The sequence below is a fragment of the Sutterella seckii genome (assembly GCF_009183815.1).
Taxonomy (GTDB): Bacteria; Pseudomonadota; Gammaproteobacteria; order Burkholderiales; family Burkholderiaceae_F; genus Sutterella; species Sutterella seckii.
Genome location: NZ_WEHX01000061.1, coordinates 1 through 14370 on the forward strand (window position 1 = coordinate 1; position 14370 = coordinate 14370).

Sequence of the window (14370 nt, forward strand, 5' to 3'; positions counted from 1 at the left end):
TTGAGACATCATCAGCATCAACGCCTCAAAGAGCAGCGTAAAGCCGCTCCCGGGCCGAGCCCAGGGCACAGAAACCTGTCGTACCTTGCCGTCGCCACCTGTGATACGAGGCACCTCGCAATGCAGATAGCACTGATATTGGAAGAAATTCATGTGCCGCCAGATACGAGACTGCGTGTCATAGACCGGGTGGGTAAGGGTGCTGCCTACTGCCGCAGGATCCGGGAAACGAGCCCCCTTTCGGAACTTGATGTAGAGATGCAGAGCCCGTGCCTTGTTTGATTCCTCAGGGAATTCAACCTTTTCGATGTACCAAGGCTCCGGTAGCATCAGAGCAGCCGTAAAGAGACTAAGGGTGTCGAAGGTAGCCATTTTTGCCGTTCCAAGATCATGCGCCGTCTAAGGGGGCTCTGCCCCCTTAACCCCCGCACTCGCCGCCGTGAGGCTCGGGAGTAAGGCACAAGTGCCTTACTCCGAACCTCAAGGCTGATAGCTGCCGCCTGCGTCTGTCAAGGCGCTCCGCCAGCATATTCTCGGCCCTGCGGGCCTGCGATATATGGCTCCGGCCTTGACAGCCTTGTCGGCAGCAAAAATCCAATAGTCAGAGGTGCAACGATGCTCAAGTTTTAGGGAGCTGATAACCGGTTATTCCCCGCCGTTCCCATGCCTTGGAAGGGTATCACGCCACCGTAGCGGTCGGGCTACATGTCCACACTAAACGTCGAAAGGCCGTAAATTTCGGAACTGCAGATAAGCCTATTGGCGTCGATCAAATTACGAATCTTTATTCCAGTTCCGATCACCCTCTTACCAGCTTAACTTTTAAAAATATCGATAACTTTTCAGCAATCTCCAATGCACTCTCCAGCATTATGGTGCAGACTACAGGCAGATTAGTTTTCGACAACGTTAAAAATATTTACATTGAAAATACTTTTACGCCGGATATCTCTCAAGTTAAAAAATGCGCCCCGCACTTCAGGTATTCTGCGGCGGATCCGGCGAATCGCTAGATCCCACGATTTCAATGACTGGAGCGGACTCCATTTCGATTATCGGTCGATCAGATGATCTAGACAGCCCGGGGACCGGAATTCTCTTAAACGATAAAAGCTCGAACTGGGAAGGCACGAAATCGGCTGATGTCGTCATGCAGGCTAAGAAAATTGCAATTGCAGGCGAAAGCTACGGCATCTTTGCAGAGAGATTAACTGAAAACAGCGGATATTCCAAGGTTTATCTTGCTGCTGAAGATTCGGTTTCAATTACTGCCGACGCTAATAGCAAATTCAATACGGCTATGCATCTCAATAATGAAACGGGTTCGGGAATCGAGGTCAACATCAACGCGCCGAAAGTCCTCATTGACGGAACGATTGATACCGTCAACAGCAGCGTCGCAGTTGCCTCCGATGTTGCCGTGATCAACGGGAACATCATGCAGACGGCATCGAGCGGTCTGAAGCTTTCCGGAAGGACGGCCGGCGTCAAAGGCTATGCATTGGTTGCCGGAAATGTTGACTCCACAAATGTCGAGCTGACGAACCAGTCTGTCGACCAGACTAAAGGCACATTCAAGGTTGCGTCGCTCACTTCGAGCAATTCCACTCTGACCTTCTCGACCATGGAAAAGGGCGGGGTGACGATCGACACTCTCAACGGCGACCTGGGCCTCCGGGCAGCTTCCTCCATCACGGAAAAACTGGGTTCTGCGGAAGAGGCGGTTAAAACGATCAAGGAGAAGGTTCTCGTCTCGGCCAATTCGAAGGACGCTCTCCTCAGCGATCTCTCGGGCGAAGCGAGCGATCTGACTTCCGCGTGGACCTATGACGCGGCAGCGGATACGGTCGTCAAGGAAGGCGGCACGAATCTTTCGCCGACGCTGACGGCTCTCCAGAAGACTGCCGGAGCGAACCTTGCTCAGTGGCGCTACGAGGTGAATCACCTTTCGGACCGCCTGGGCGATGTCCGCAACCAAAAGGGTGCTGTCGGCTCCTGGGCCCGCGTCTATGGTTCCGAAGCAAAGCTCTCAGATTCAGTTTCGACGAAGCTGCGCGCAAATTCGATTCAGGTTGGTGCCGACGTGAAGGTTGGAGACAACTGGATCGTGGGCGGAGCCTTCGGCTACACCGACCAGGATGCGGATTATTCGAACGGCGAATCGTCCACCGACGGCTATACGCTCGCGGTCTACGGCTCGGCTTACTTCCCGTGCGGCGGCTATGTCGACCTGATTGCCCGCGCGGGGCGCCTCAGCACCGATATTGATGCGACGACGGTATCTAAGTTCGATGCCTCCTACGACAACACTGCCTTCGGCGTTTCTGCTGAAATCGGCTATCGCTGGGATGTTTCAAAGATCTTCTATCTCACGCCGCAGGCTGAACTGTCCTACGGCTATGTCAGGGGCGAAGACTTTACGGGATCCAACGGCATCCGCGTGGATCAGGACAATTTCGAAACCCTGGTCGGCCGCGTGGGCTTCCAGGCGGGCGCCAACTTCGCTGAAGGCGCAGGCACCGTCTACCTGACGGCATCTCTCAACCACGACTTCCGGGGCGAAGCGGAAGCGTCGGCGGTCAGGGGCGACTCTGCAGTCCAGCGCCTCTATGAAGACCTTGGCGGAACGTGGGTTTCCTACGGCGTCGGCGCTCAGTTCAACATGTCTGAGAGCTGGTCCTTCTACGGCTCGCTCACGCGCGCCAATGGGTCTGACTATCAGGAAAACTACAAGTACTCTGTCGGAACGCGTTTCGTCTTCTGATTGAGGCAGGCTTCCTGAAATTCATAACCTGAAAAAGCCCGGAGATTCGGCAGGAGGCCGGCTCCGGGCTTTTTACTGCGCTGAAGAGCGCATGCACATTGCGGCGGCGTGAGAGGAGACGGGTTTTTACGGCACCTTGTACGTATACGAATGGCATTGCCCGCAATAGTTGACGCCGGGCTTGTGGCCCTTATGGCATTCCGTGCAGGGAAGGACGCCCTCGTGCTGGGCATGGGGATTGACTTGATACCGCCCATCGGTCTTTTTAATCATTTCTTCGTACCCGCCGTGGCAGTCTACGCAGACATCGAAGTCGCCGGACTGCTTGACCTTATGGTCCGGGGTGTGGCAGGTCTCGCACTTCATGCCGCGGGCGATGTGGCGGTCGGCGAGGAATTTGCCGGATTGGGAGGATGCCGCAGGGGCGGCAGTCTCCGCCGGGGCGGGATCGGCAGCCTGCACGGACGCCGCGAGGGCGAAGCCGAGAAACGCCGCGCAGAGGAGGGAGAGTTTTGCAGGGGTCATAGGAATTCTTTTTCGAAAGCGGTGCATTGAGGCCGGAATATGCAGAGAGCGGAAGCTTCAGGGCGCCTCCGCTCTCCGTCGTGGACCTCTCTCGTCCGCCGGCGCTCCGATGAAGAGAAGAGCGCCGGACGAGCGATGAACGGTTCTCAGACCGCAGCCATTAAACCGTGGTGTCCGGGAGCTTGGCGACGAGCTTGCCGGTGTTTCGGCCGTAGACGAGGCATTCCGTCAAATTGCCGCCGCCCTGATAGACGAACTTGAGGACGGAAGCGATTTCGCCCACGCAGTAGAGGTTCGGAATTGGATCGCCTTCCCAGGTGAGGACGCGGCGGTCGGCGTCTGCTAGGAGGCCGCCCTTGGTGTTCGGGCCGCCGGCTACGAGGGGCATCGCGTAGAAGGGGCCGGTTTCAACCTTGCCGAGAGTTGCAGCGCGGCGGCCGAAATCCTCGTCCTTCTTCTCATCGCAGAACTTGTTGAAGCGCGCGACGGTGTCGACGAGATTGGCCGGAACCATGCGGCTCTTGTTTTCCGGATGGTTCTTGATCTTCTCTGCGAGCTCTTCAATGGTGTCCGCCTTGAGGACGAGGCCCGACTTGATGGGTTCCTCGTTCTTCGCGTCCCATTTGACCATGTCGTAGCCCACGACCGAGATGCCGAGGCCGACCAAAGGCATGCGGGTGCGGAGCGTCTCGTCGAAGATCATCCAGGAAGGCGTCCTCGGATAGGCGAGGGTGGAGATGTCGAATTCGACCGCGGCCTTATAGAAGAAGTAGCGGCTGGGGTTGTCGGTAACCTTCGTTTCCGCCTCGTAGCGTTTGCCGAAGTTGTCGACCACGATGGAGTTGGGGGAGCCGACGGACGGCGTGATGGAGCCGAGGCGCATGCCGTTGAACTTCACCTGCGTCGGGACGATCACGCGGGCAGCGGCCTTGCCCACCTTCTGAAGGCCGGCGCCGACAGCCATGCCCATGGCGATGCCGTCGCCGGTGTTTGACGTTGTGCCGTAGAAAGCCCAGCCGTTGACGCCCGGACCTTCGAGGAAGGCCTGGCGCATGGCCTTGTTGTATTCGTACCCGCCCGTGCAGAGGACGACGGCCTTCTTAGCACGGACATAGATGGTCTTGCCCTTTTGCGTTGCGGCCACGCCGATGATCTCGCCCTTCGCATTCTTGAAGAGCTTCGTGGCAGGCGTTTCCCAGACGACCTGGATCTTGTCGCCCTGCTTCTTCACGCCCTCTTCGAGGCAGCGCCAGAAGGCTTCGCCCGAGCTCGTCTCAAGCTTCGGAGAATGGTAGGAGGGCTGATTGAAGTTCTTCATGCGCTTCGAGTACGTCGCACGGTAGGCGTTGTACTTGCATTCCTTGGCGCCGGGGAAGTTCCCGAAGGAAGCCTTGTTGAAGCCCGGCTGCGAACCGCCGATGAATTCCGGGTCGAGGCTCTGGAGGAAGTCGAGGTTCGTGGGCGAGAGCTCCGCCCAGAGCTTTGCGCACTCGACAGAGTACTCGGGCATTTCCCCTTCTTCCTTCCAGGGAATGTTCTCGCCCGAGAACATGGCCTGCGCGTAGTCCTGCAGGGCCTTTTTGTCGCCGTCCTTGAAGGGGCAGTGGAAGATGCCGCCCGACATGCGGGTGTTGGAGATATGGGCGTTCTCAGGGTTCTTTTCAAGAACGATCACCTTCGCGCCGTTCTGCGCCGCAACGATCGCGGTCGTCGCGCCCGCGCCGCCGTAGCCGCAGACCACGACGTCGGTCGTCATGTCCCATTTTTCCGGCAGTTCCGAGGCGCTCGCCTCGCCCGCAAAGAGGGCGGCCGGAGCGGCAACTGCTGCGGCCGTGCCGCCGAATGCGCCTTTCAAGAAGTTGCGGCGATTGGTCATGGTGTTTCTCCTTTCCTTCATGTTCTATGCCCTTGCCGGAAGATCAGCAATGATCCCCTCGGCGGGTTAAAGGGTTGTCTGCGGGACCCGCCGGCATTTCCCTGCCGGTCATCCGCATGGAGAGAAGGTTAAGGAGGGGCCCGGTTTGCCGCATCGGCCGCAATGACATTGACAAAATGCTGGCAGTGCGCTAGAGCGAGGAGCGGTTTAGAAAACGCGGAGCGGGTCGTTCAGAGCGGCGTCCGCCCCGGCAATGCGCCCGAAGACCGCAGCGGCTGTGAGGCCGTTGGCGCCGATGCGGGCCCGGCCGTGGATGTTCCCGACGGAAGCTCCGGCAGCGTAGAGATGCGGGATCACGCTTCCGTCCGGACGGAGCGCCTGAGCCTTCGGATTAATGGCGATGCCGCCCAAAGTCGTATGGATCCTCAGATGAAGCCTCGTCACCCAGAGGGGCACCGTGCGCAGACGCTCGCGTCCGATTCCGGATTTGAGGGTTTTCATGAGCTCTTTGGGATTCGCGCCCAGTCTTTCCGCAAGCGCCTTCGGGCTCTTTTCCCGGAAGGCTTCGCCCATGTAGAGGCCGCGGTACAAATTCTTCTGGTCGTGCGCATCAAAGGACGCAACCGTATCGGCGTCCGCGATGCACCAGGCGGGAGAGGGAGCCTTCAGGATGTCGGCGGCAATCTGCGTGCGGGTTGCTCCCTCGTTCGTGAAGCGCCGTCCATAGCGGTCGACCATGATCATCCGCCGGGGGATGTAGTCGAGACGGATCGGAAACGCGATGCCGGCGCGGCTTCCCGGGACGCATTCGACGAACTGCATGTTGACGACGGAGCCGCCGATTTCGCGTGCGGCCTCGATCAGGTCGCCCGTGGCGCCGGGAAGACTGTCGACGGGGAGGTTTTCAAAGGCGGGCGAAGCTTCGGCGACAAGCGCTTTGTTGGCGCCGTATCCGCCTGCGGCAATGACGACGCCCTTCCTCGCATGAAAGACCCGGAGCACGTCTCTGCCCTTCTTTCTTTCCATCGCCGCGGCGCCCGAAACGGCACCGGTCTCCTCGTCGACGAGAAGGCGGGTCGCACGCACGTTCGTCCTCACTTTGACGCCGAGCGTCAGCGCCGCCTGGGAGAGCGCCCGGATCCAGCCGGTCCCTCTCGGGAGCACAGGCTTGTGGGCTCTCGGGTGCATGCTTCCATACACTTCGAAAACCTGCGGCAGGAAGACGAGCCCGTGCTTCTCGAGCCAGGAAAGCGTGTCCCCGGCTTCCTCAACCATCGTCCGCACGACTTCGGGCGAATTGAGGCCGTCGCCGAGATCGAGCATCTGGCTTTCAAAGAGTTCAATGCTGTCGACGATGTGCAGCTTCGATTGCCGCACCGGGTCGACCGCGTTGTAGTAGCCGCCGGAGATGAGGGTGTCGCCGCCCAATGCGCTCATCTTCTCAATGAGTAGGACGGAAGCGCCAAGTTCGGCCGCCGCAATGGCCGCGGAGAGCCCGGCGGCGCCTCCGCCGATCACAAGGACGTCGGCTGTGTCGCCGCTGCCGGATGAAGCGGTTCGGCCCTGAAGAGCCTCTTCGGAGTCTTTCCCGAAACGGCTGCGGCTCCCTTCCGCGGCTCTGCCTCTCTCCGCATTTGCTTCTGCTTCTGCTTCCGCTTTTGCATCCGCAGGCTTCCCGTCGAAAGCAAGCGCCAGGTGCGGCAGCGAGAGGCCGGCCGCTCCCAGACTTGCGAGGGCTGCTTCTGTACAGACTGCACGGAGAAGGGACCGGCGGGGGAGTTCAACGTTGACGGAGCAGGCTGAATCACGCGTACTTGAATGACCTGCATTGCGTGCAGGATTGACATGGATGCGGGTGCTTCGGCTTTGTCCCGGATGAACGGAGACATGAGTTTCCTGAGTTCCCTGAGTCCTCTGAGTTCTCTGGGGGCGTTCGGCGCCTTCACCGTCAGACGTTTCGTTTTCTTTGCCCGTCGCTGCCGCTCTCTTGTCGCAGATGGACATGCCGCCCGCGATGTTCATGTTGGTCATGAGGCCCATGCTGTCCATGCGGGTCATTGCCGCTCTCCTTCCTTCTCTCCTGCCTGAATTCGCGCGGACTGGAGTTCATGGAAGAAATCGGAAAGCTCGACAGCGTTTTCGAGTTCAAGCTTCTCGAGACTCGCGGCGCGCTGCGCCTTGACCGTGCGTTCCCCGACGTCGAGCGCTTCGGCGATGACGGCCGTGGTGAGTCCCTTGGCGACCATCTGCGCGACCTGCTGTTCTGCAGGCGTCAACTTCTTCCAGGAGGCTTCCAGCTCTCCGGCCCAGCTTGCGAGCCGCCGGCCTTCGTAGTCCGCCTCAACCGCGCCTTCGATGACGGCAAGGAGCTTCTCGGGCTGCGGGGGCTTCACGAGAAACGTGCGCGCCCCTCGCTGAACGGCGTCGACAGCCATTTCAATGTCGCCGTGGGCGGAGAGGAAGATTACGGGCAGGCGGATGCGGCGCTTCAGGAGCTCCTGATGAACCTCGATGCCGGAGAGTCCCGGCATGCGGACGTCGAGCACGACGCAGCCCGGAATCGAAAAATCGCTTTTGAGAAAGGCTTCGCCGCTCGAATAGGCATCTACCCGCCAGTCGTCGAGTTCGAGAAAGGTCCGCATTGCACGAAGCACCGTCTCATCGTCGTCGACGAGGCGTATGAGCGCCGCGCGCTTCTTCTGATCGTTAAGCATGTCTTCCGTCTTCTTCGTCTGTTCTGTCTGTCCTGTCTGTGGTGCTGCTTTCTCTGCCGCCGCTGCCGTCTTCTGCGGCAGCCTCGTCATCGGCCGCCACATCGATTCCAGGAAGGATAAGCGAGACCAGCAGCCCCCGCTCCCCAAGCTGCCGGAATTCCAGATGCCCGCCGTTTCTTTCCGCAATGGCTCTTGCAATGGCAAGCCCGAAGCCGAGGCCTTCCGCCTTGGTGGTCGTCCCCGCAGTGCCGAGCTTCCTGAACGCTTCCACTGAGAGCTTCGGACCGTTGTCGAGAACATCGAGGCGCCAGCCGCCCCTGAAGGGTCTTACCTCTGCCAGAACGGCCGCATCGGGGCTCCCCTTCACGGCTGAGAAGGCGTTTCTCAGGAAGTTTTCAACGATGAACTGGATTTCAAAGGGGTCGGCAAGAATCGGGCTTTGAGGGAGGGCCCCGAGCTTCAGTTCCGGGTGTTCCTTTGTCATCATGGCCGCGGACTGCCGGACGATGTCCGAGAGATCGCATGGAACGCGGTCGCGCTCCTGGTGGCGGGCGTAGCCTCGTACATGTTCGACAATGTCGGACGAACGGTCGATTTCTCCCTGAACCGCGTCCAGGATGGACTCGGCTTTCGGCGTCAATGTGCCGGATTTACGGAGCAGGAGCCGCATCGATCCAGCATAGAGTGCGATGTTCAAGATCGGCTGCTTGATTTCATGCGCGAACATGGCAGAGAGCTGCGAAACGATCGACGCCCGTTCAAGCCTCAGGAGCTTCTCCCGCGCATCGCGTGCTTCCATGAAGAAGCGCTTCGTCTGGGCGAGGGACTCCGAAAGCTCGCGGGTTCTGCGGCGAACAAGCAGGTTGATGGTGATGACGTGGAAGAGCACCGCGAGCCCGAAGGCAAGGGCCAGCAGAATCTCCGTTCTGTAGCGTTCCCAAAGGGCAGCAAGGCTCGTATCCCTGAGCGCTACGAAGGGGCCGATTTTGAGCGTCCGCAGAAGCTCGAACGTCGGCACGAAGTCGTTGCAGACCGTCCATTTGAATTCAACCGATTTCGTCGGCATGGAGAGGAGCGCAACCGTGATCTGCCGCACCATTTCCGACGTCGCATTGGGGAGCGACGAGAAGACCGCATCCGGATACCGGTCAGTGCTTCTGACGCACCCGCCGTCCGAAGGCTTCTCCTCAAGAATCCGGAAGTCCCTCCTTGAGATCGTGCCGTTTCGCAGGAGCTCCTCGTATTCGCAGGTGCCGAGCACGCCGACGTCCGCAATGCCGAGCTTGACGAGCGACGCGACGTCGGGAATGCCGTACTGGGTTTCGAGCATTTCGGAAAAGTACTTTTCCGGATCCGCTCCGCGCTTTGCGATTTCGCCCTCTGCGATGAGCCAGCCGTCGAAGCTCGTGAGGTCTGATACCGCGGCCCGCAATCCCCGCACGCTCTCGAGGTTCCTGTACCGCGAATTGGCTCGGACGATGAAGGTGGACGCAAGCGTCCGGGAGACGTCGCTGCTCTCCGAAGGCTGGCGAGTTGCAATCTGGTGGGCGCCGGCTGCGTCGATGAGCTCGACGAAGGTGGAGCCCGATGTGACGAGAAAATCGGGCTTCTCCCGTGCGATCCCCCGCGCGACGTCGCGGCGGTCGATTTCAATAATGTTGAACCGGAACTGCGGAAGCGTCTCTATGAGATGGTCGAGGGTCGGCGAGTACGTGTGGATGTAGAAGTCCGGAGAGAAAGTGTCGACGAGCGCAATCGTGACCTTCTGCGGTTCCGGCTGCGTGGGCGCGGGAGCGCTGAAGGAGGCCGAGGCTGCCCAGGAAAGGGAGAGGGCGGTGATGAGACGGAGAGGATTTGAGATCGGGGAGGGCATGGGTGGAAGGATACCCGGATCCCATTCGGGAAGGAGCGGCAGAGGAGTGGTGCACTTTCCCCCGCGTTTCTGGTGCATTTGCGGTCCGCACTTAACGGAATCGTGTGGTGCCCGGAACAATGTCGCTTATAAACAAAAGCAGTAATTATCCATATAAACCAACGTGATAAGTATTGTTGACGGGCCTGATATATCGACAGATATTGACAATCGGGAGGGGGGGGGGGAAGAAAATTTCGGGCTGAGCATTTCGTTTACGCGAAATTGCGTAAACGAAAGGGGTTTCCATAAGCTGCGATGTCGCTTTTAAACCGCATTCGTCTGTGCGTATGAAATCCGCTCATCCATTGTTGAAATGCATCAAGTAATTGGAGATGAGACTATGAAGCAGTCATTGCTTTCTGTTGCTGCGGCATCCGCGTTGATAGCAATGTCGACAGCCAGTTTTGCAGCCGATATTGAACATAATGACACTCAAAGTGAAGCCAAATCCTTGTATCAGGATGATGCTATTGATCAGCTTGAAGGAAATACATTTCTCGCTGAAGGCAGTTGGCTGAACATTTTATATGCTCAAGACGGAAAAACGCATACTGTTTCTGGGTTCGAGAGCTTTACAGTAAAAAATGACAATCAGTATTCTAAAAACGGTTCTGTAAATGGGTTTAAGGCGGAGAATGGAAGTACTCTGAAGCTGATGAATATGGGATCTATCAGCATTAGTGAGTCCGGTGTCACGGTTTCCGGTGCTAATGATCCTATTCCTATTCATGCTTATGGTGGTCATATTGTGATCGAGGCAACAGGTGATATCTCTCTCGATTCACAAAGCAATGCGATTATGTCCCAGGGGACAACTCGGGCCAAAGAGGCATCTGTAAAAATTAAGACTGCTGGTGATTTTAAAGCTGTTTCTGCAGGTACAACCATTCTCGCAGGGCTTATTCAGGATCAACTGATATCGAGCAAAGTAGATATTGAAGCAAAAAACATTAACATAGTCGCAACAAAGTCTACCTCAGACGGCATTGATATCTACGATTCAGATCAAACATATAATCCTAATGATCCAAAGGCTGGTTATGCATCGGTAAATCTAAATGCTGTTGATAATCTTTCTATCACAGGCGGAAGGTATGGTGTTTTCCAGACGCGTAAAGGGGCAATAACCCCGGTAGGTTCAGTATCGACATTTAAAGCAGGAAAATCGATAAATATTTCTGCATCCGGTTCGGCTGTTCGAGCTGTAGCTGAGGCCGATGTTCCGAATGATGTCATTATCAATGCGCCGAACATTAATTTGGAGAGCGACGGAACTATCGTTAAGAATTCCGATAATACGTATTCTTATTACGCGACGGTGCAGTCTGATGCAAAGGGAAATATTGTCTTTACCTCTGACACCGGCAAAGCCCATATCACGATTCGTGCGGAAAATGGGAATGCGATCGGCATTGGGAAAGGCGGCGTGATTTCCGGGGAAAATGCAAACATCAATGTCGCAAAAGGCAATGTACACTCTGAAGATCAGGGTAAGCTCAAGCTCACGAATTCTTCCCTGACTCTTGCAAAGGGCAGCACTGCCAAACTCGGCCAGGTTGAAGGCTCCAACTCCTCCATCGTGCTGAATGACCTCGAAGAGAATACAGTTACGGTCGCTTCGAATACAGTTAAGAGCCTCAGAGTTCTCGCTTCGAGCGCCGTGACGGCATCCGAAGGCGTTGAGGCCGTTGCGCAGAAGATCCGCACTGCGGCAGTTGTCCAGGGTACTGAGGCTGATACCGCCGTCTACGGCGGTGAAGGTACGGGTCTCACTTCCGACTACCTGATCGATGGGAACGGAGCAGTCTCCTATGCCAACGGCGCCGCCGAATCCGCCATCCTCTCGTCCGTCAAGCACTTCAATGCCGCGAACCTCTCCCAGTGGCGCTATGAGGTGAATCATCTCTCCGACCGCCTCGGCGACGTCCGCAATCAGAAGGGCTCAGTCGGCTCCTGGGCTCGCGTCTACGGCGCTGATGCGAAGACTGACGACTCCGTCTCCACGGAAATGCGCTGGAACTCCATCCAGGTGGGCGCTGACGTGAAGGTCGGCGACAACTGGATCGTGGGCGGCGCCTTCGGCTACACCGACGGCCGCGGCGACTTCACGAACGGCGATGCCTCCTCCGACGGCTACACCTTCGCCGCCTACGGCACGGCCTTCTTCCCCTGCGGCGGCTACGTCGACCTGATCGGCCGCGTGGGACGGATCTCTTCGGACATCACGCTCGAAGGCGCCTCGACCTCGTACGACAACACGACCTTCGGCCTCTCCGCTGAAGTCGGGTATAAGTGGGACATCTCGCAGACCTTCTTCGTGACGCCGCAGGCCGAGCTCTCCTACGGCTACGTGAAGGGCGACGACTACACGTTCGGTCATGCTCTGGGCGATGTCCGCGTTGAACAGGACGACTACACGACGCTCGTCGGCCGCCTCGGCTTCCAGGCGGGCGCCAACTTCCCCAATGACGCGGGTCAGATCTACGTGACGGCCTCCGTCAACCACGACTTCCAGGGCGACACGGATTCGACGGCCTTCCAGGGCGTCGAGAAGCGTCACATCTCGGAAGATATCGGCGGAACGTGGTTCTCGTACGGAGTTGGAGCTCAGATCAGGGCATCCGATTCGATGTTCTTCTACGGATCGCTCACGCGCGCGAACGGCTCCGACTATCAGGAGGACTTCCGCTACAGCGCGGGCATGAGGATCCTGTTCTAAGGGTATTTCGCTGGGGAGCAGCTTCAGAGCTGCTCCCTTTAAGCGCAGGATCCCGACAGTTTTGGGGAGCGGAGAGAAGATCGCCCTCAGGCTTTTCTCCACTCCAATCATCGGTACCTTGGGGATATAACGATACTTGCACGCCTGCCCCAGGGCCAGCAAACTGCAGATGCTTTTTTAAATCTGCGGACTTCTTTAAACAGGCATAAATATGAAATTCAACAAGAAAATCATTACTGCCGCCACTGCAATGTGCTTTGCGCCGGCGGTCTTTTCCCAGGCAACGACCACTATTACGATCGATTATTCCGCCGACGCAGATGTGTCGCTTGAAACTTCCGCGGGCCCGGTGTTCAGCGGCACGGCTAAAGTGCCGGTTGCCGTTTCGACCAACGGGCATGACATGTCCTTAACGGCTTCCAACACCGGCGTGATGGGCGTCATCTACAACACAACGATTTCCGGCAAGGGCAATCTGCGACTCGAGAGCAAAACCAATTCCGGCCTGGGTACGGGCACCAACAAAATCATCGGCCTGGATAGCGTTACGGTGATTGCTTCATCGAAATCGAACAAGGCCATCACAGGCTACGGGCATACGACCATACAGGCCGATTCCATTTATGTTGAATCCGCGGATGATGCCATCCACTTTATGGGAGATGCCGACGGCACACTCGATATCAGCGGCTTTAAAACGCTCACGCTTGTCGGTAAATCTGGGTATGCCATCCAGAATGCCGCATCCAAAACAAAAGGGACAATCACTATTCAGGGCGACAAAGACAGCCAGGTCATTTTGAGCAGCGAAGACAGCGTCAGAAATGCCATCAGGTCTCAAGGCGCCGGAGCTGTTACTCAAATTACAGCAGGCAGCATTGATTTGCGGAGTTCGGGCTCGGGTGTTCTTTCCGTTTCTAACGGCATTGTGACCTTGACTGCGAACAACGTAAATATCGAATCCCAGTCGTCAAGTTCCTATGCGACGGCAATCAGCGCTTCCAATGGAACGCTCACGATATCCGGGCTTGGTGGGGTAACCCCCCCCCCCCCAACGCTGAACGTTAAGGGCAACGTATCGCTCACCTATAAAGCAGAAGCCAATCTCGCTTTCACTGGTGAAAATTCCTCCATGACGGGGAAAATCACAGCAACGTCTAATAAATCCTCAATCGGCTTCACCGACGGAAGCACGTGGAACGCTTCCGGTTCAAGCAAGATCAATGATCTGACGCTCGATCACGCGGTCATCAATATGGACGAGGCCGGATCGAAAATTGAAGTCGTCAAATCGGCTTCCGGCACCGGCGCCTCCATCAACATGAAGGTTGAAGTTGAAGAAAACGGCGCAGTCAGGGGCAGCAGCGTGAAGTTCGCCAATGCCGATGAGGGCATGCGGGCGAATGTGAACTATATCGGCGTCACGTCCGATGATATGACGAAGGACGATTTTGAAAATCTGACCGCTGCCAGCATTTCAGGCGTCGATGGCGCGGCCTATGTGGAGCAGGGTGACGTCAACGGTGCATACAGGAGCATCTTCACGCGCGACGGCAGCGTGTCGACGACTGAAGCTGAAAATACCAAGCTCTTTGACTTCCGCGGCGCCAATGCCATCGCTTTGATTCAATGGCGCAATCAGATCAATCACCTGACGAAGCGCCTCGGAGACCTGCGTGCGAGCACCGGTGCATACGGCGCATGGGCCCGCGTCTACGGCAAGGAGAGCGAATGGGGACAGGGCGTAAACAATATAAATCGTGAATTTCCAGAAATCCGGTAACAGCACCCCTTGAAGCTGCATGACGATAAGGGGAATATTTTCACAGAGGCTTGCTGGATTTCTTCTCCTGGGCT

At 57.3% G+C, this 14370-nt stretch carries 8 protein-coding genes and 1 pseudogene; 3 read left to right on the forward strand and 6 right to left on the reverse strand.

The window, feature by feature from the left end; translation table 11 throughout:
- Positions 1-372: pseudogene (locus GBM95_RS08400) on the reverse strand (ISL3 family transposase); the annotation flags it as partial.
- A gap of 778 nt (positions 373-1150) precedes the next feature.
- Between GBM95_RS08400 and GBM95_RS08405 the strand changes: the two are divergent.
- Positions 1151-2764: an autotransporter outer membrane beta-barrel domain-containing protein gene (locus tag GBM95_RS08405; protein WP_193222628.1), complete on the forward strand. Its 1614-nt coding sequence runs from the start codon at positions 1151-1153 to the stop codon at positions 2762-2764.
- A 126-nt stretch (positions 2765-2890) separates the two neighbouring features.
- Here GBM95_RS08405 and GBM95_RS08410 read toward each other — a convergent pair whose 3' ends face one another.
- From GBM95_RS08410 to GBM95_RS08430, 5 genes are all read right to left on the reverse strand, one after another.
- The gene (locus tag GBM95_RS08410; protein WP_152158686.1) at positions 2891-3289 is read right to left on the reverse strand and encodes a cytochrome c3 family protein; all 399 of its coding nucleotides are present in this window, start codon (positions 3287-3289) and stop codon (positions 2891-2893) included.
- Between the two features lie 160 nt (positions 3290-3449).
- On the reverse strand, positions 3450-5165 hold the full coding sequence (locus GBM95_RS08415; protein WP_226963238.1) for an FAD-dependent oxidoreductase: 1716 nt from the start codon (positions 5163-5165) through the stop codon (positions 3450-3452).
- Between the two features lie 207 nt (positions 5166-5372).
- On the reverse strand, positions 5373-7223 hold the full coding sequence (locus tag GBM95_RS08420; RefSeq protein WP_152158688.1) for an FAD-dependent oxidoreductase: 1851 nt from the start codon (positions 7221-7223) through the stop codon (positions 5373-5375).
- Positions 7220-7879 carry a response regulator transcription factor gene (locus GBM95_RS08425; RefSeq protein ID WP_193222629.1) on the reverse strand — a complete coding sequence of 220 codons (660 nt, stop codon included), beginning with the start codon at positions 7877-7879 and terminating at the stop codon, positions 7220-7222. The genes GBM95_RS08420 and GBM95_RS08425 overlap by 4 nt, the downstream gene beginning before the upstream one ends.
- On the reverse strand, positions 7872-9752 hold the full coding sequence (locus tag GBM95_RS08430) for a sensor histidine kinase (protein WP_193222630.1): 1881 nt from the start codon (positions 9750-9752) through the stop codon (positions 7872-7874). The genes GBM95_RS08425 and GBM95_RS08430 overlap by 8 nt, the downstream gene beginning before the upstream one ends.
- A gap of 1468 nt (positions 9753-11220) precedes the next feature.
- Here GBM95_RS08430 and GBM95_RS12340 point away from each other — a divergent pair.
- Both GBM95_RS12340 and GBM95_RS08440 read left to right on the forward strand, forming a co-directional pair.
- The gene (locus tag GBM95_RS12340; RefSeq protein WP_193222631.1) at positions 11221-12513 is read left to right on the forward strand and encodes an autotransporter outer membrane beta-barrel domain-containing protein; all 1293 of its coding nucleotides are present in this window, start codon (positions 11221-11223) and stop codon (positions 12511-12513) included.
- A gap of 211 nt (positions 12514-12724) precedes the next feature.
- Positions 12725-14296: an autotransporter outer membrane beta-barrel domain-containing protein gene (locus tag GBM95_RS08440; RefSeq protein WP_152158692.1), complete on the forward strand. Its 1572-nt coding sequence runs from the start codon at positions 12725-12727 to the stop codon at positions 14294-14296.
- The last annotated feature ends 74 nt before the right edge of the window (positions 14297-14370 follow it).